Origin of the sequence: Gorillibacterium massiliense (assembly GCF_000455485.1) — a bacterium.
Classification (GTDB): domain Bacteria; phylum Bacillota; class Bacilli; order Paenibacillales; family NBRC-103111; genus Gorillibacterium; species Gorillibacterium massiliense.
The window spans coordinates 1-16,310 of sequence record NZ_CBQR020000099.1 but is presented as its reverse complement, the minus strand read 5'-3'; the positions used below and the strand labels follow the sequence as shown (position 1 = coordinate 16,310).

General features: G+C 54.5%; 11 protein-coding genes and 1 pseudogene. 10 read left to right on the top strand and 2 right to left on the bottom strand.

Annotated features, from left to right (window positions below; genetic code table 11):
* Nucleotides 1–23 precede the first annotated feature (23 nt).
* The gene (locus TJ79_RS11980; RefSeq protein ID WP_040950550.1) at nt 24–764 is read right to left on the bottom strand and encodes a stalk domain-containing protein; all 741 of its coding nucleotides are present in this window, start codon (nt 762–764) and stop codon (nt 24–26) included.
* A 294-nt stretch (nt 765–1,058) separates the two neighbouring features.
* On the opposite strand from TJ79_RS11980, the gene TJ79_RS11975 reads away from it, so the two are divergent.
* Entirely contained in the window at nt 1,059–2,099 is a 1,041-nt protein-coding gene (locus TJ79_RS11975; RefSeq protein ID WP_040950549.1) for an alpha/beta hydrolase, read from the top strand.
* Between the two features lie 105 nt (nt 2,100–2,204).
* Here TJ79_RS11975 and TJ79_RS11970 read toward each other — a convergent pair whose 3' ends face one another.
* Nucleotides 2,205–4,250, bottom strand: coding sequence for a glycoside hydrolase family 66 protein (locus TJ79_RS11970; RefSeq protein WP_155987857.1), 2,046 nt, complete (start codon nt 4,248–4,250; stop codon nt 2,205–2,207).
* 21 nt (nt 4,251–4,271) lie between these two features.
* Here TJ79_RS11970 and TJ79_RS11965 point away from each other — a divergent pair, with 21 nt between their 5' ends.
* The 9 genes and pseudogenes from TJ79_RS11965 to TJ79_RS11925 form a co-directional block, all read left to right on the top strand.
* Nucleotides 4,272–5,612, top strand: a complete 1,341-nt coding sequence (locus TJ79_RS11965) for an extracellular solute-binding protein (RefSeq protein ID WP_052339522.1) — start codon at nt 4,272–4,274, stop codon at nt 5,610–5,612.
* A gap of 132 nt (nt 5,613–5,744) precedes the next feature.
* Nucleotides 5,745–6,707 (top strand): carbohydrate ABC transporter permease, encoded by a 963-nt coding sequence (locus TJ79_RS11960; RefSeq protein ID WP_052339521.1) that lies wholly within the window; start codon nt 5,745–5,747, stop codon nt 6,705–6,707.
* A 21-nt stretch (nt 6,708–6,728) separates the two neighbouring features.
* Nucleotides 6,729–7,562 (top strand): carbohydrate ABC transporter permease, encoded by an 834-nt coding sequence (locus tag TJ79_RS11955; protein ID WP_040950547.1) that lies wholly within the window; start codon nt 6,729–6,731, stop codon nt 7,560–7,562.
* Nucleotides 7,559–9,403: a glycoside hydrolase family 66 protein gene (locus tag TJ79_RS11950; RefSeq protein ID WP_052339520.1), complete on the top strand. Its 1,845-nt coding sequence runs from the start codon at nt 7,559–7,561 to the stop codon at nt 9,401–9,403. Before TJ79_RS11955 ends, TJ79_RS11950 begins: the two co-directional genes overlap by 4 nt.
* Nucleotides 9,400–11,094, top strand: a complete 1,695-nt coding sequence (locus TJ79_RS11945) for a glycoside hydrolase family 13 protein (protein ID WP_040950546.1) — start codon at nt 9,400–9,402, stop codon at nt 11,092–11,094. The genes TJ79_RS11950 and TJ79_RS11945 overlap by 4 nt, the downstream gene beginning before the upstream one ends.
* 157 nt (nt 11,095–11,251) lie before the next feature.
* The gene (locus tag TJ79_RS11940; protein ID WP_040950545.1) at nt 11,252–13,042 is read left to right on the top strand and encodes a cache domain-containing sensor histidine kinase; all 1,791 of its coding nucleotides are present in this window, start codon (nt 11,252–11,254) and stop codon (nt 13,040–13,042) included.
* Between the two features lie 6 nt (nt 13,043–13,048).
* Nucleotides 13,049–14,614 carry a response regulator gene (locus TJ79_RS11935; protein ID WP_040950544.1) on the top strand — a complete coding sequence of 522 codons (1,566 nt, stop codon included), beginning with the start codon at nt 13,049–13,051 and terminating at the stop codon, nt 14,612–14,614.
* Between the two features lie 18 nt (nt 14,615–14,632).
* On the top strand, nt 14,633–15,919 hold the full coding sequence (locus TJ79_RS11930; protein WP_040950543.1) for an extracellular solute-binding protein: 1,287 nt from the start codon (nt 14,633–14,635) through the stop codon (nt 15,917–15,919).
* A 174-nt stretch (nt 15,920–16,093) separates the two neighbouring features.
* Nucleotides 16,094–16,310: pseudogene (locus TJ79_RS11925) on the top strand (hypothetical protein); the annotation flags it as partial.

The following is a 16,310-nucleotide window of genomic DNA, read 5'->3' as shown; positions in this document are numbered from 1 at the left end:
GAAACTGAGCATTTCTCGCAAAATCACGATGAATGGAGCAACGCTAAATTTGCCAGGTATTTATTTCTCGCTTTCGTTAAGCCGTCCAAAGCCGCGTCATAACCCTTGAAGGAGGAATTCAAATAGATGGTGTAGTTGGCGGCTTCTTTTGTCTGCGCGTAATTGTTTAAAACGGAATCACAAAACTTGTAAAGTTCGATAGCATTGGAGTAAGAGGTTAGGATGGATGTAATATCGTTGTTCAAATATTTAGTCGATTCCAATTGTTTGTTCAAATCGAGAACGATGTTAATTGTGTCGTTATAAGCCTTCGTGACGTCGTTCAGATTATCGTTCATCATTTTCAGTTGCATAGTGGATCCGTTCTGCAGCCCATCGTATGCAAGATTGTATCCGCTGCTGAGCTGGGTGAGCGATTCTCCAAAGGATTGCAACACATTGAATTGATCGGTCAATATGCTTTTAACTTTCAACTCATCGATTTCGACGTGGTTATCCGATTGCTGCGGGAGACTCACATCCACACTTCTCGTTTTTTCATCCCAGGCGACGGAAGCGCCAAGATCGCGAAGGAGGTAGATGGGGACCATCGTGCGTCCGTTATCGATGTAGGCCGGAACATCACCGGCTTTGACTTCATTCCCCGAGCTTGTTACTTTGACAATTTCTTTTCCTTGAAACATTCCGTTGACCGCAGCGGCCGATGCCCCTCCGCCTATGAATAAGGCGGCGCAGATGAATGAGGAAACGATGATCTTTTTCAAGTGAATTCACCTTCAATTGCTCTCCATCGGCTGGAGGATTGGCTTGTGTCTTTGGGCTTGCTCAAACTGCCGAACATTGCTTATTTTTACTTTACCAGAAGCATCCCGGTTTTCGAAGATTTTTCAATAGATTAAGTTCAATTCTTCTAAAAAATCCAACAGCCGGTTTGGAAGTATCAAGTATTTTTTCCCAATTAATAAAAAGAAACGTCTCCCTTTATTTTCCGTTGAGGATAAAATGGTAAAGTAGAGTTTAATAGGAAATGAAGATAAAAGGAAAATGAGGCCGTCACTATGAAATGGTTCAGCCGGATCGATTTTAAGATTTCTCAGGCCGGGATTAGTGAAGTCGAAAGATTAACAATCGGGGGGACCGAACAGAGCTTACTTATCCAGACGGAAAATCCGGGCAGTCCGGTGCTGCTGTTTATTCATGGCGGTCCGAGTATGCCGATTCCCGGTGTATCAAACCGCGGCTCGGATTATGCCCTCGTGATGACGACGAGACAACTGATCAAGCATTTCACGGTCGTATTCTGGGATCAACGGGGCACTGGCAAATCGTACTCCAAGAATATTCCCAAAAATACGCTGCGTCTAAAGCAGTTTATAAGCGATGGCCTTGAAGTCACCGATCATCTTCGGCGGCGTTTCCGGCAGGATAAGCTGCATCTTGTCGCCCATTCATGGGGCAGCGTGATCGGGCTGGCGCTAGCCCATGCCAATCCGGAAAACTATCATTCCTATACTGGGTTCTCGCAAATCGTCAATTGGGCCGAGAATGATAAGCTCAGTTATCAATGGCTCATGGAAGCGGCGCGGGAGAGAAACGACCGCAAAGCGTTGAAGGAACTTGCCGACATCGGTGAACCCCCGTATTTGGAAAGCCTTGACCAATGGGGTGCCCTCCGGAAATGGCAAGTCAAGTACCGGTCCATGTTTTACGACGCCGGCGATAAAGGATCGGCAACTTTCTTTTCCGGACTCAACATCATGCTGCGCTCTCCGGATTATTCGCTTAAGGATATTTTCAATTCCCTTGTGCGCGGGTTTAAGCTGTCCTATACGGATGAATTGATTCACGATTTGAATACGTTCGATTTCTTTCTTGAAGCGCCTGATTTGCAGGTTCCCGCCTTGTTTATCCACGGGGCCAAAGAGAAGCATGTGATGCCTGAGCTATTGGTTCGCTTTTACGAAGATTTAGATGCGCCGAAAGGCAAAAAACTGCTTTGGTCCGCCAACTCTTCCCACGCCTTTCATCTGAACGACGCAAGAGAAAACGAACAACGGCTTATCCATCATTTGCTGGGTCATGAGGTTGACATGGTGTGAAGCTAAGCAATTTGGAGAAATCATATCCTTTTCATAAACCAAAACCGGACTTATCCGCACTTTGACGAGCGCGGATAGGTCCGGTTTTTTATGATCGGCATTGCCTTACAATCTCACCGCAACCCCAGCTTTTGTCGCGATGTACACCATCGTCCAGCAGTCGAGCCTGGGAACTGTGAACTCCAGAACAGGACGGCCGTCCGGTCCGGATACCCAAGCGTAAGCGAGTGGGGTGGGCAAGACAGAGGAGCCGTCGGGAGATGCCACGTAGACGCCTTCGACTTCCTCCAAAATTTCTGCCCGGACCACGATGTTCTCGATGAGGTCAGGCCGCTGCTTTTTCGGCTCGTGCCAAACATCGTTGTCGATGCCGGTGTGGTTGAGCAGGTGAATCACGGTATAGCCGGGTTTTTCCTTGATGATCGTCCACACCTTGCCCAACGTTTGGTGAGGGTCGAAGGCTACACCGTCTTTGGAGAACACGATCTCCTGGTTGATGCCGCCGGAGAACGTGAGGGAAATATCGTCCAGGTCGTGATCATAGAGCAGCTCCCGGTATTGGACGATGAAGTCGTAATAATGCTGGATCGTCCCTTTAAATTTCTCCGATACTTCGCCGTAGTCGGGATAGTACGCCTGGGTAAGGATGTTTTCGTGCTCGCCCAAGAGCAGGTGGTAGCCGCCGTTCGCGAATATCGCCCCCATGGCAAGCTGGGCGCCGGTTTCCGATTCCGACTGATCTTTGGGATCGTGGGGATTGAAAGCGGGCAAATACGCCGCCAAAATCACCTGTTTGCCGGAAAGCTCTCGAGCCCGGTCAATGACTGGCTTCAGGTGGCCGAGCTGGGAAACCGGGTCCCAAACCTCCACGTACACAACGTCCTGGGGCGCCGTTGCCGTGGTCTGCGGCGGGTAGTTGCTGACATTGTTGAAGATGAGGCCGGTGTCCTCACGCACCTGGTCAACCGCTTCCCGCACTTTTGCGATAAACGCGGGGTATAGCTCCTTCAGGGCAACGACACTCGCTTTGCCATCCACCCGCCTGACCGCTTTCTTCGGGAAGCCGTACTGGTCCAGATGCAGCCCGTCGAAGCCGAAGCCGATGACCTTGGCGAATTCCCCCACGATGTGCTCCGTCCAGGCGGAATCGGGGCTGATGTCCATGATGTGAAAAAGATCGATGAGGTTATAGGATTTTCCATCCGCTCGGTACAGCACCTGCTCGGGATGCTCCTCTGCATAATCCGTCAAGCCTCCGTACACGGCGGCATAGGCGATGGAGGCGATGCCCCGCTTCCGGAGCGCGCTGATCTTTTCCCGGATGACGGCGAGCGATGAGACTTTCCCCATCGGATCGGTGAAGGTATCCTCCTCCGGCAAAAGTCGGTCGTGCCGCCACATCCAGTCGTAGTACTGCACAATATTGATGTGATGGCGGTTCAAATATTCGGTGTCGCTGTCGTCCCCACCATCCTCTGGCGAGAAATCACTAAGGAAGCCGTAGCGCGGAGCTTCCCGCCAATGCCCGGCGAAATCGAAGGCCGTCTCCGTTTCACCGATTTGTTCCTCCCCCGCTTTTACCGATACATAAAAGCCATAGGCGCCGCTTTCCGCAGGCAGGTCCGCAAGGGAAATCGGCAGGATATGGGTTTCTCCAGCAGCTAAAGCCGCCCGCTGGCAGCTTCCCTTCAGAACCGGGTGGTGCAGGCGATAAACGGTCCAATCGCAGACAACTGGACTTTCCTGAGCCAACGTTACGGACAAATTCATGACAGCCGTTTCCCCGATCGCATACTGCCCCTTCGTAGGAGTTACGGTTAAATAAGAGTTTTGGGATTTCATCTGGTCCGACATGTCGGCACTCCCTTCGCAAATCGATTTGCCTCCATTATTGGGGGCTGGCTGGAGAGCTGTAAAGGGCTGAGCGGCTCCCACGGCGCAAGTCGGGAAGATCAGACACGGAATCGGTAGATCCTCCCCCTCTCGTGAAAAAGCTTCCGTAAGATCGGCCACCACCGATAGAAAAATGGAAATAAAATTCCAAACCGCTATCGGCGATTCGAGAATATGCGACCCCTTCAGCGGAATGTAAGCGGTTCCGAACGGCTTCTTTTGCCTCCATAATGGGTTTTGCGTTGGAAACGCGAGCACCTATAAAGGGAGGACATGAACGTGAAGAAATGGACGCGCAATCTATTGACCGGCTTAGCCGCTTTCACCCTGGCTATTGGCGGGACCGCCTGCTCCAGCGGAAAAAGCGACTCGTCAAGCGCCAAGCCTGACGGAACGACGGCAACGAAAACGGCTGAACAGGCAACAAAAGCGCCGGAAGGCAAAAAAGTGAAGCTGGAATACTGGCATACGTACAGCGACGCCGAAGAGAAAATTCTCGTGGAGCAGATCAAGCCTTTGTTTGAAAAAGAACATCCCAACATCGAACTGAACCTGACCCGGATGCCTACAGAAGGCTTGAAGCAGCAAGTCATTGCCGGCGTATCCGGCGGCGCCGCTCCCGACCTCATGCGGATGGACATCGTTTGGGTACCTGAATTCGCCAAGATGGGAGCTCTCCAGGAGCTGAGCGCACGGTCCGACTTCAATGACGTGAGAAGCACGCTGTTCGACGGTTCGATGGAAACCAACTATTACAACGGAAAATATTACGGTTTGCCCGTTAACACCAATACGAAAATTGCCCTCTGGAACAAGAAGCTGCTGCAGGATGCCGGCTTGTCCGAGCCTCCGAAAACCATCGACGAAATGGTAGCCGCTGCCCGCACGCTGAAGGGGAAAGGCATCGGTAAAGGCTACATCGGCCTCTCCGGCACCTCCATCTGGTCTATGGCCCCCTATTTCTGGAGCCTCGGCGGCGTGTACACCAACGAAGATTATACGAAAGCGGAAGGCTTCCTGAATGGTCCGGCTTCCGTCAAAGCGCTGGAAACCATCGTAGGCTGGCAAAAAGAAGGGCTGATCATCCCCACGGCGCTGGGCGGAGAACCCGGCGTATGGGATGGCTTCAATACCGACGAGTACATGATGATCGACGACGGGCCTTGGTTCTACAGCATCCTGATGAATGACGACGACAAGTCCCGTGACCCGCTGGACTACGCCATCCGCACGACGTTCCCGGCAGGTGTTGGCGGTTCCCATTCCGTCATCGGCGGAGAGGACCTAGTGATGTTTGCCGGCTCCAAGCATCCGGAGGAAGCCTGGACCTTCATGAAGTGGATGATGACGAAGGAACCGCAGATCCTCATGGCGCAGACCGGCCTTATTCCTACCAATAAAGACGCCGCCTCCGATCCTAAAGTGCAAGCGACTCCGTTTATCAAGGAGTTTACGGACCAGTTGAACACCGCGCTGCCCCGCACGCCAATCGCCGCGTACGGCGAAATGGAGGATATCGTCAACAAAGCCTTTGAAAAAGCTCTCCGCGGCGAAGGCAAGCCCAAGGCTGTGCTGGATGAAGCGGCTAAAGCGGTAGAAACGGTCATGCATCAAAACTGATTCGCCCATTTATCCCCATACAAAATGCCGATGCAAGGAATGGCCTGCTTCACGTCTTCATACGGTGACGTGGAGCAGGTTCGTTTTCAGCCAAAGCTTGCATAAGGCACAGCAGAGAGGAGCTTGAACGCGATGTTGCGCGATCTTTCCGGACAACCGGCGCAAGGTATCCCAGGTGCCCTGCCGCGGCGGCAAAAAGGACCGTTCCGCAAAGGGCTGGCCCAGTGGAAGGCCGTGCTGCCTTTCCTTATCGTCGGCCTTGTGGCCGCTGTTGTCTTTTCCATGTATCCCATCGTCAAAAACGTCATCATGAGCTTTCAGGACGTCAAGCTGATGCCCGGGCAGAAAAGCCAATTTATTGGCTTCAGCAATTACATCAAGGCGCTAGGCGACGAAAAAGTGCGCTACGCCGTCCGCAATACGGTGTTGAACGTGGCCCTAACGGTGCCGATCAACTGGTTTTTGTCGGTGTTTTTCGCGGTGTTGATCAATATGAGCTTCATCCGGTTCAAAATGACCTTCCGCTTTATCTATTACTTGCCCATCGTCACCGACTGGCTGGTAGTCGCCTACCTGTTCCGCTATTTGTTCGCCAGCGGCGAGTATGGGATTGTCAATTTTGTCCTACTGAAGCTCCATCTGCTGCAAACGCCCGTCAATTGGCTCGCCAACGAATGGTCGGCGATGGTGGTCATCTGGCTTTTCCACATTTGGAAAACCGTCGGCTGGGGCGTCATCATCTATTTGGCGGCTTTGCAGGGAGTATCCAAGGATTATTACGAAGCGGCGGATATCGACGGGGCCAGCGGGGTGGACAAATTTTTCCACATTACGATTCCTTTGCTCAAGCCGGTGTCCCTGTATATCCTGATCAATCTGGTGCAGGGGGCGTTCAACTTCTTCCCGCAGGTGTACTTCATCACCAAAGGCGGGCCGCTGAACAAAACCGAAGTGCTGCAGAGCCTCATTTATTCGCAAGCCTTCAAGTACACGCATTTCGGCTATGCCGCCGCTCTCAGTGTCATGATGGGCCTCGTCATCTTCATTTCCACCTGGACCTGGCAAAAAAATATCGGCAAAGAGCGCCTGTTTTAACGTAAAAAGGAGGGATCGACCATGAAGGTGCATTTTGCTTCAAAACTGTTTGTCTACGGCATCCTCCTGCTGGGGGCGCTGGCGTTTACCTTTCCATTCGTCTACATGATCATGACGTCCTTTATCAAATCCGTTTATTCCCTGCCGAAGCCGCAGGTGGTCTTTTCCGCCGTGCCGAATCTGCACAACTTTGAGGTCGTTTGGGGAAAAAATCATTTCCTACGCTATTTCGGCAACAGCTTGCTGATCACTACTGTCAGCGTGTTGGGAAGCTTGGCTATCGGCTGCATCACGGCTTACGCTTTCGCCAGATTTGCGTTTCCGGGAAAAGAACTGATCTTCCGCCTGTTTCTGCTAACGATGATGATGCCGGCGGTTGTGGGGATCATTCCGGTGTTCATCATTATCAAAAACCTCGGCCTGGTCGACACGTACCGGGGGTTATGGCTCGTGTACATCAGCACCAGCGTCATGGGCTCGGTCTTTTTCCTGCGGGGATTTTTCCAGAGCATCCCCAAGGAGTTGGAGGAATCGGTGCTGATGGACGGCGGCGGCAATTGGCGGATTCTGTGGAACATCTATCTGCCCATGTCTAAGCCGGCTATCGGGACGATGGCGATTTTCTCCTTCATGGGGACGTGGCAGGAATTTTTTACTGCCCTTGTCATCCTCAAAACGGGAATCAAGCGGACGCTGCCCATCGCCTTTCAAATGTTGAACGACCAGTTTGCCACCAACTACGGCTGGGTATTTGCCGCCGCCATCATCATGCTGATTCCCGTCATGTTGATCTACGTGATTTTCCAAAAGCGTTTCGTGCAGGGCGGATTCAACGAAGGAGCGGTCAAAGGGTGAAAAAGATCGCATCAACCCGAAGAGGCATCCGTTTAGGCGTCGGCGCAGGCGCTATCCTTGCGCTGTCCGTCCTTTTATCGGCATGCAACAAAGAGCCCAAGGATTTCCTTTGGGAGAAAGTGGCGGACGGAGACGGGCTCGGGGTGATCCACACGGACAAAGCGCTGTATAAGCCGGGAGCCGCCGTGAAGTTCACCGTTCAGGTGAAGGACGGGACCGGCGGGAGGCTTGCGGTACGCTACCGGCATCTGGATGAAATCATCGGCAGCGCCACGGTAGAGGTACCGGAGGCAGGAGGCGAAGTCGCTTGGGAATGGGAGCCGCCGGCGGATGATTATCAAGGCTATTTCGTCGACGCCTACCTCATTCAAGGCAAGCAAATAAGCGACCACGCCTCCATCGCCGTCGACGTTTCGTCGGATTGGGGGCGGTTTCCCCGCTACGGCTATCTAGCTGATTTCCACAAGATGACAGATACGGAGCAGGCGGCGGTCATTGACCGGCTCGCCCGGTTCCATATGGGCGGCATTCAATTTTATGACTGGCAGTGGAACCACCATCAGCCTGTGAAGTTGGAAAACGGCGAGGCCGCCGATCAATGGCAGGATATTGCCGGACGCGCGATCTACCGGGATACGGTGCAGCGGTATATCGAACTAGCCCATTCTTCCGGGATGAAGGCGATGAATTACAACTTGCTGTTCGGCTCCACGGGAACCGCGGCGGAAGACGGCGTGAAGCCGGAGTGGGGCATGTACACCGATCCCCTCAGGCAGAACCAGGACCACCATCCCCTTCCTGACGGCTGGAAAGACGATATTTATTTGCAGGACCCGGGGAATAAGGAATGGCAAGATTATTTGTTCGCGGCGGAAAAGACAGCTTTTCGGTTGTTCCCCTTCGACGGATGGCATGTGGACCAGTTGGGAGACCGCGGAAATTTATACACCTATCAGGGAAAGAAGATCAATTTGTATAATTCCTATCAAGGGTTTTTGAACGAAGCAAAAAAAGTTCTAGTTGTGGATTACGTGATGAACGCGGTCAGCCAATTCGGGCAGCCGTCCATCGGTAAGGCGGACGTGAAATTCATGTATAGCGAGCTGTGGGAAAGCCGGAGCAAGTATGCGGATTTGAAAACCGTCATCGATCAGAACCGGCAGGTAAGCGGAGGCAAAAACAGCGTGCTCGCGGCCTATATGGATTACGACAAAGCCGATCGTGCCGGAGAGTTCAACACTCCCGGGGTGCTCTTGACGGATGCGGTCATTTTCGCTTCTGGTGGCGCCCATTTGGAGCTAGGCGAGAACATGCTGGCCAAGGAATATTTTCCTAACCGCAATTTAAAAATATCCGACGGGCTGGAATCGGCCCTCACCGCCTATTACGATTTTGCCGTGGCCTATGAAAATCTGCTACGGGACGGCGCGGAGGACGCGGAAACTGCGGTTAGTGTGAATATGGCGGAGGCGGCCGGGGAAAATGGGGCTGTGGAGCTGTCGGACGAGCCCAAGAAGGGAAAGGTTTGGGCGTTGACGAAGACGATGCCTGGAAAGGATATCGTTCATCTGGTCAATCTGGCAGATGCCGATTCGGATTCCTGGCGGGACCTGCAGGGAACCCAGCCTGAACCACGGCTGATGGAACGCTTGACGGTCCGTTTGCCTGCGGGCAAGGCCATTGCCAAGGTGTGGACGGCAAGCCCCGATGTCCACGGCGGTTCGCCCGTGACGCTGGAAATGAAGAAGGCCGCCGACGGTACCGTATCGGTGGAACTGCCTTCTTTGAAATATTGGAGCATGCTCATTATTGAATATGGAGAGAAGGATGGAGTGAAATGAACCAGCAAGAGAGCAAGTGGTGGCAGGGAAGCGTCGTGTATCAAATTTACCCCCGGAGCTTTATGGACTCCAACGGAGACGGCATCGGCGATTTGCGGGGGATCATCTCCAAACTGGATTACCTGAAGATCCTGGGGGTAGACGTGATTTGGCTGTCTCCGGTCTACGAATCGCCCAATGACGATAACGGCTACGACATCAGCAATTACCGGGGCATCCATCCCGAATTCGGCACTTTGGCCGATTGGGAGGATCTGCTGAAGGGCCTCCATGACCGGGGTATGAAGCTGATGATGGATCTGGTGGTCAACCACACCTCCGACGAACACCCCTGGTTTATCGAATCCCGCAAATCAGCGGACCCGGACAATTCTTACCGGGACTATTATATTTGGCGGAAAGGCAAGGGTGACGGCGTCGAGCCCAACAACTGGACGTCCTTCTTCAGCGGCTCAGCCTGGCAGTACGATTCAGCTTCCGACGACTATTACCTGCACCTATTCAGCCGCAAGCAGCCGGATCTCAACTGGGAAAATCCCCGAGTACGCCGGGAAGTGTACGATATGATGAATTTTTGGCTGGAAAAAGGGGTGGATGGCTTCCGTATGGACGTCATCAACCTGATCTCCAAAACGGAAGGGCTGCCTTCTGCGGGCACGGATCGCTATGCCTGGGGTGGGGACTACTTCATGAATGGCCCCCGGGTACATGAGTTTTTACAGGAAATGAACCGTGAGGTGCTGCGCCATTACGACCTCATGACGGTTGGCGAGGCGCCAGGGGCAACGCCGGAGGAGGCGATCCAGTATGCTAACGCCGACGGTTCGGAGTTGAACATGGTGTTCCAGTTCGAGCATATGGATATCGACTCCGGTCCCGGTGGGAAGTGGGATTTGCGGCCTTTTCAAATGACGGAATGGAAACGGGTCATCAGCAAGTGGCAGACGGAACTGGAGGGCAAAGCCTGGAACAGCCTGTACCTGAACAACCACGATCAGCCTCGGATGGTATCCCGTTTCGGTGACGACGGCAAGTATCGCGTGGAATCGGCGAAAATGCTGGCTACCTTCCTGCACATGATGAAGGGGACTCCCTACATCTATCAGGGAGAAGAGCTGGGCATGACCAACGCGAAGTTCGCCTGTATCGACGACTACCGGGATATCGAAGTGCTCAATATGTACAAGGAAAAAATGGCCGAATCCGATGTCGACGAGACCGCCGTCATGGATGCGGTTTATGCCAAATGCCGGGACAACGCGCGCACGCCGATGCAATGGGACGACAGCGCGAACGGCGGGTTTACCACTGGTACGCCGTGGCTTGCTGTTAATCCCAATTACCCGGAGATCAACGCCGGGCAGGCATTGGATGATGAGGGTTCCGTATTCCATTACTACCGCAAGCTGATCGGGCTGCGCAAGGAGCTTCCTGTCATCGTTCACGGCGTCTACGAGCTATTGCTGCCGGAGCATCCGGCGGTGTTCGCCTATTCCCGCACTTTGGGTAGGGAGCGGCTACTCGTTCTGTGCAACTATTCGGGGAGCGACGCGGAATTTTCCTGGCCGGAGGGCTTCCAGCCGGGAGAAGGGCTACTCGTCATCGGCAACTACGGGGAAGCAAGCGCCCTCGGAAACGGCAGCAGCGTACTGCGGCCCTATGAGGCGGTTGTGTTTCATTATCAGTCATAAGGGGTAAAAGGTTCGGGAACTCCCCCCAAGGGTGGATTATCTTTCGGCAAGTGCGGAAGATAATCCACCCTTTTCCTGCGTCGGGACTTGAACGGATCGACTATAATGGAGTTGGCAACGTTTACAATGCCAGACATTCTGCAATTCGAGGTGCTTCATGCTCCGTACAATCGCCGTCAAGAACCGCGTCGCCACCAAGCTGATTCTGGGTATTTTGCTGGTGATCCTGATCTCCACGCTGTCGACCAGCCTCTATTTCTATGAGGTTTCCACGGGAGTGGTGAAAACCAACGCCCGCAGCTCGTCGATTCAGATCGCCAAGCAGGCGGCGGATTCATTATCTTACAGTTTCAACGTCGGCAGCGATATGTCCGACCTGCTCTATAACGACGTGCGCGTCCAAAGCTTGATCGCTCAGGATAGCAGCTCCCTGACTCGCGAGCAGATCACGGATCGGGACGACGATCTGACGAATACCCTTAATACGGCGATTTATTCCAGCTCCTTCGTGCGTTCCGCCCATATTTTGCGGGAATCGGGTAAAAGCTGGGGGAGCGGCACCTTTTCCCAGCCGAAGCGGGACCGGTACAGCCTCAGTTCCTTTGAATGGATCCGCGAAGCCGAGGTGGCGGACGGCAAAACCGTTTGGGCGATGCTGCAGTACGATCCCTTCAGCGGTCCTGCGGACGATACCCAACTGGTGCTGCCCATCAGCCGGGTGATGAAGGATTTTACCACGCTGGACAATATCGGCTATCTCATGGTGAATCTGGATGGAGACGCCATTCTGGCAAAGATCGCTCAGGTACGGCTGGGAAAAACGGGACTCTTTTTCGTAACCAACAGCAAAGGGACGGTCATGATTCACCCAGATATGACCATGGTGGGCAAGACGGTGGACGACGGCGAGCTGTACCGCCACATCGTGACGCCGGGAGAGACGGAATTCGAATTCAACCGCGGCAAGGTTCCCTATTATGGCGTGAAGATGCCCTTATCCAACGGATGGACCATGGTGGGAATCGTACCGGTTAGGGAAATCACCGGACAGATGGAGCAGCTGCGCAACTCCTTGTTTCTGTCGGCGGGGCTGTTCGCCCTGCTAGCCGTCATCGTCGGGATGCTCATCGCTAAAAAGATCACCCAGCCCATCAAGGAACTGACCCGGCAGATGAAGACGTTAGAAACCGGCGATTTCAACGTGCGTACCTCGGTGCGGACGAAGGACGAAATCGGGCAGCTCAGTCACCAATTCAACCGGATGACTTCCCGCATCGAGCAGTTGATGGTGCTGGTGCGGGAAGAGCAGGCGATGAAGCAGGAGGCGGAACTGCGGGCGGTGATCCACCGCATCAATCCGCATTTCCTGTTCAATACCCTCAACACCCTGCGCTGGTTGGTCAAGTTCGGCGATAACGATAAAGCTTTTGCCGGTTTGTCGGCACTGTCCCTTATGCTGGAGTTCAACATGGCCAAAACCGGGAGCATGACGACCATCGAAGAGGAATTGGAGGTCATCCGGCAATATTTGATCATTTTGCAGCTCCGTTATAATTTGTCGTTCCATTTGCATGTGGAAGCAGGAGAGGATGTCCGCCAATTCCGGATTCCCCGGATGCTGATTCAGCCCATCGTGGAAAATGCGATTTTTCACGGCATCGTGCCCCGGGGGGCGGATGGCGATATCAACATCCGCGTCGTTGAATCGCCGGAGCGCATCACGATCATATTGACGGATAACGGCGTTGGCATAGACGCCGCTAAGCTGGCGGAGCTTTCTCCTCTGAACGCCGCTATCGCGGAAGGCAGAGTCGGCATCGGGCTCAAGCATGTGCAGGAGAGCCTGCAGCTTTATTTTGCCCCGGGGTCGGGAATCCGGCTGGAAAGCCGCAAAGGAGAAGGGACGATCGTCACCTTGCAGATAAACAAACGAGATGAGAGTAGGTGATGAACCATGTATCGGGTGATGATCGTCGATGACGAGCCGATTATCCGGCTCGGCGTGAAGGCTTCCATTCCGTGGGAAGGCCGGGGCTACCGCCTGGCGGGGGATTACGCCAACGGCCGGGAAGCGCTGGACGCCATGGAGCTTGAGCCGGTGGACATTTTGATTACGGATATCAAAATGCCGGTGATGGACGGCTTCGAGCTGATCGGGGAAGCCTTGAAGATAAACGACCGCCTCAAGGTGGTGCTGCTCAGCAGCTACAACGAATTCGAATACGCCCGACAAGGGCTGAAGCTGGGCGCCGTCGACTATATTTTGAAGCATACGCTGCAGCCGGAGGAGCTGGCGGCGGTGCTGGACCGCTGCGTGGAAGTGCTGGAGCGGGAGCAAGGAACGGACCTGGCCGGGGACGCCGCAGGCAGCAAACGGGAGCTTTGCCGCCGCAAGCGGGAACTGGCCGTCCGCCGGCTGCTTTTTGGCGGAGGGAAGCTTCCCGAAGCCGACATTCCTTCTTTGCGATTTCCGGGGGGCTGCGGTCTCGCCCTGTTGGCCATCGATAATCTGGAGGAAATTGAACAAGAGTCCGGTTCTTTGTACTCCCGCATCTTGCTGGATGAGATGCAGGAGCTGGCGTATGCCGCGGAAGAGGGGGCGGTGGTCTTTCCCTTGGACGAGGGGGAATTGGTTCTCCTTTTGTCCGGGCCGGACGCCGGTATTCGTCTTTCCGGGCTCAAGACCAAGATGGAACTGTCCCTCGGCATCGGTCTGACGGCGGGATTCCGCGTTGCGGCGGTCGGTTTGGAAGGGGAACTGGAGCGGGACTCCATGGGGACTGCTTTTTTGCAGGCGCGGAATGCTTTGGACCGGCGATTTTTAGAAGGGACGGGGCGCTTGTATGAGGGCCAGGCCGCGGGGAGAGGCGAATCCGCTTCGGGGGATGAGCTGGCGCGGGAATTCGGGGCGGTACTGCAAGCTGTCGGCGTGCAGGCGGCGGAAAGCGCCTTGGCGCGGCTCCGGGAACGGTGGCGGACGCGGATTCTCACCCCCGTCCGGATTCGCCAGGAAGCGGCGGAAGCACTGACGCTTCTGTGGGCGAGCCGCCCGGAGGCGCCTAACCTCTTGGATTTGCTGGAGGGCTTGCGGCGGAGCGAGACACTGGAGCAGTTGGAATCCCGGCTTGAGGCGGGGATTCAGGAGTTCCGGCAGCGGGCAGAGCGCAGGCTGCCGGAGGACGGCAGCGACTTCATCCGCGGCGCCATCCGCTATATTGGCGAACACTATACGGAGGAGCTAACGCTGCAGTCCGTCTCCGAACATGTGCATATCAGCAAAAATTATTTTTGCCTGATGTTCAAGAAAGAGACCGGTCAAAATTTCATCGATTATGTCATTGCTCTGCGTGTCGGCAAAGCGAAAGATTTGCTGGCGGAAACCAATGCCCGGATCTACGAGGTGGCGCAGCAGGCGGGCTTCAATGACGTGAAATATTTCAGCAAGCTGTTCAAGAAGCTGACGGACCGCTCGCCGGTGGATTACCGGGAGATGTGCCGGATGAATTCCTTATCTCACTGACAAGGAGAACGACTTTCCATGCGTACTTTTTTATCTATGCGGAAGCTACTGCCGGCGCTGCTGCTTCCCGCTTTGCTCCTTGCCGGCTGCGGCAGCGGAAAATTCATCTCAGGACCGCTCCACTTGCCTGAAGAATCAGACCCGGCAGCGGAGGAAGTGGTCGTTTGGCACACGTACAGCGAAGAGGAAACCCGGGTGTTCGAGAACGTGCTGATTCCCTTGTTTGAATCGGAGCACCCGGATATCAAGATCCGCTCGGTCCGCCAGCCGTACACCGATTCGCTGAAGACAGCGGTCATCTCCCGGGCCACCTCAGGCAAGCCGCCTGATCTGGTGAGGATGGATTTTACCTGGGTGCCCCAATTCACCCAGCTTGGGCTGCTGTATCCCTTGAGCGAGCTTAGCGACTTTCCCGAGGTCAAAGCCCGGGTGCGAGGGGACCTTCTGCAAACCGCTTATGACGATGGCGGCTATTACGGGCTTCCGCTCAACGTAAGTACCAAGATCGCCGTCTACAACCGGAAGCTGCTGACCGCCGCCGGGGTCAAGCAATCGCCCGCAACATTAGCGGAAACGGTAGAACTGGCGCGGAATAGCGGCAGCGCCATCGGCATCGGCGATTTCAGCTCCTGGGGCTTTCTGCCTTACTATATCGGCTACGGCGGGCAGCTGCTCAGTCCCGACTGGAGCCGGGCGGAGGGCTATATGAACAGTCCCGCCAGCGTACAAGCCATCGAAAAGCTGCTGGCACTTTATCGGGAGGGCGTGCTGCGCATCTCGTCCCTCACCGATGGCGTCGACTTGTGGAACGACGTGCGTGCAGGCAGGCTTTTCATGATCGACGAAGGCCCTTGGTTCTATTCGATTTTTTTGAATACCCGCAGCGTCGGCAATGACATCCTACAGCAGACCGAGACCGCTCCTTTTCCGGGAGTGGCCGGATCGGTCGTAGGCGGAGAAGATCTGGTCATTCTTAAACGTTCCCAGCACGCCGAAGCCGCTTGGACGTTCATGAAGTGGATGCTGTCCCCCACAGCCCAGGAGGAGATGTTCCGGGTTGGGCAACTGCCTACCACCCTCGATACGCCGATTCCCTCCGAGCTCAGCAAAGATTCTTACGTGCGGGCAACGATGGATGGGCTCGATCATGCCTTTCTGCGTCCGCCCATTCCCCAGTGGGATGAGATCGACGCGATCATGGCCAAATCGCTGACCCTCGTGTTTACGGGCCGGCTCACGCCGCAGATGGGGCTGGACGATGCGGCGAAAGCGGCGGATGCCTTGCTCGCCTTGCGGAAGCATTAAAGAAAGCGGCAGCTTGCACGAAAATGAATGTTCTCTCGCTCAAGCCTCCTCCACGGGAGGCCTTTTGCTTTATTACTGAAAGGGAGTTAATAAATTTTTAAGATACGGTTCACCTCTATTTTAGATGCTTATCTTATCCTGAGGATGAAGTCTATCAACCAAAGGAGGTAGAGCATGAAGAAGAAGTGGATGATGCTGGGCAGCGCTATCGGCATCAGCAGTATTGTGATGGTTACGACAGGATTCACTGCCCTCGCGGGAACATCAGGTTACGACGCATATAAAACCGCTCTCAAGCAAACAAAGTCGCTCCAAAGCGTCAGTCTGCAAGGGGATGTCCAGCTTGCGGATAACGGAACCGTGCTGGTCCAAGGAAACGGGTTGTTCAAAG

Excerpts from the sequence above, each read along its gene's own strand:
- TJ79_RS11975 (WP_040950549.1), top strand. The coding sequence starts at position 1,059 with ATGAAATGGTTCAGCCGGATCGATTTTAAGATTTCTCAGGCCGGGATT.
- TJ79_RS11955 (WP_040950547.1), top strand. The coding sequence starts at position 6,729 with ATGAAGGTGCATTTTGCTTCAAAACTGTTTGTCTACGGCATCCTCCTG.
- TJ79_RS11930 (WP_040950543.1), top strand. The coding sequence starts at position 14,633 with ATGCGTACTTTTTTATCTATGCGGAAGCTACTGCCGGCGCTGCTGCTT.
- TJ79_RS11935 (WP_040950544.1), top strand. The coding sequence starts at position 13,049 with ATGTATCGGGTGATGATCGTCGATGACGAGCCGATTATCCGGCTCGGC.
- TJ79_RS11940 (WP_040950545.1), top strand. The coding sequence starts at position 11,252 with ATGCTCCGTACAATCGCCGTCAAGAACCGCGTCGCCACCAAGCTGATT.
- TJ79_RS11945 (WP_040950546.1), top strand. The coding sequence starts at position 9,400 with ATGAACCAGCAAGAGAGCAAGTGGTGGCAGGGAAGCGTCGTGTATCAA.
- TJ79_RS11960 (WP_052339521.1), top strand. The coding sequence starts at position 5,745 with ATGTTGCGCGATCTTTCCGGACAACCGGCGCAAGGTATCCCAGGTGCC.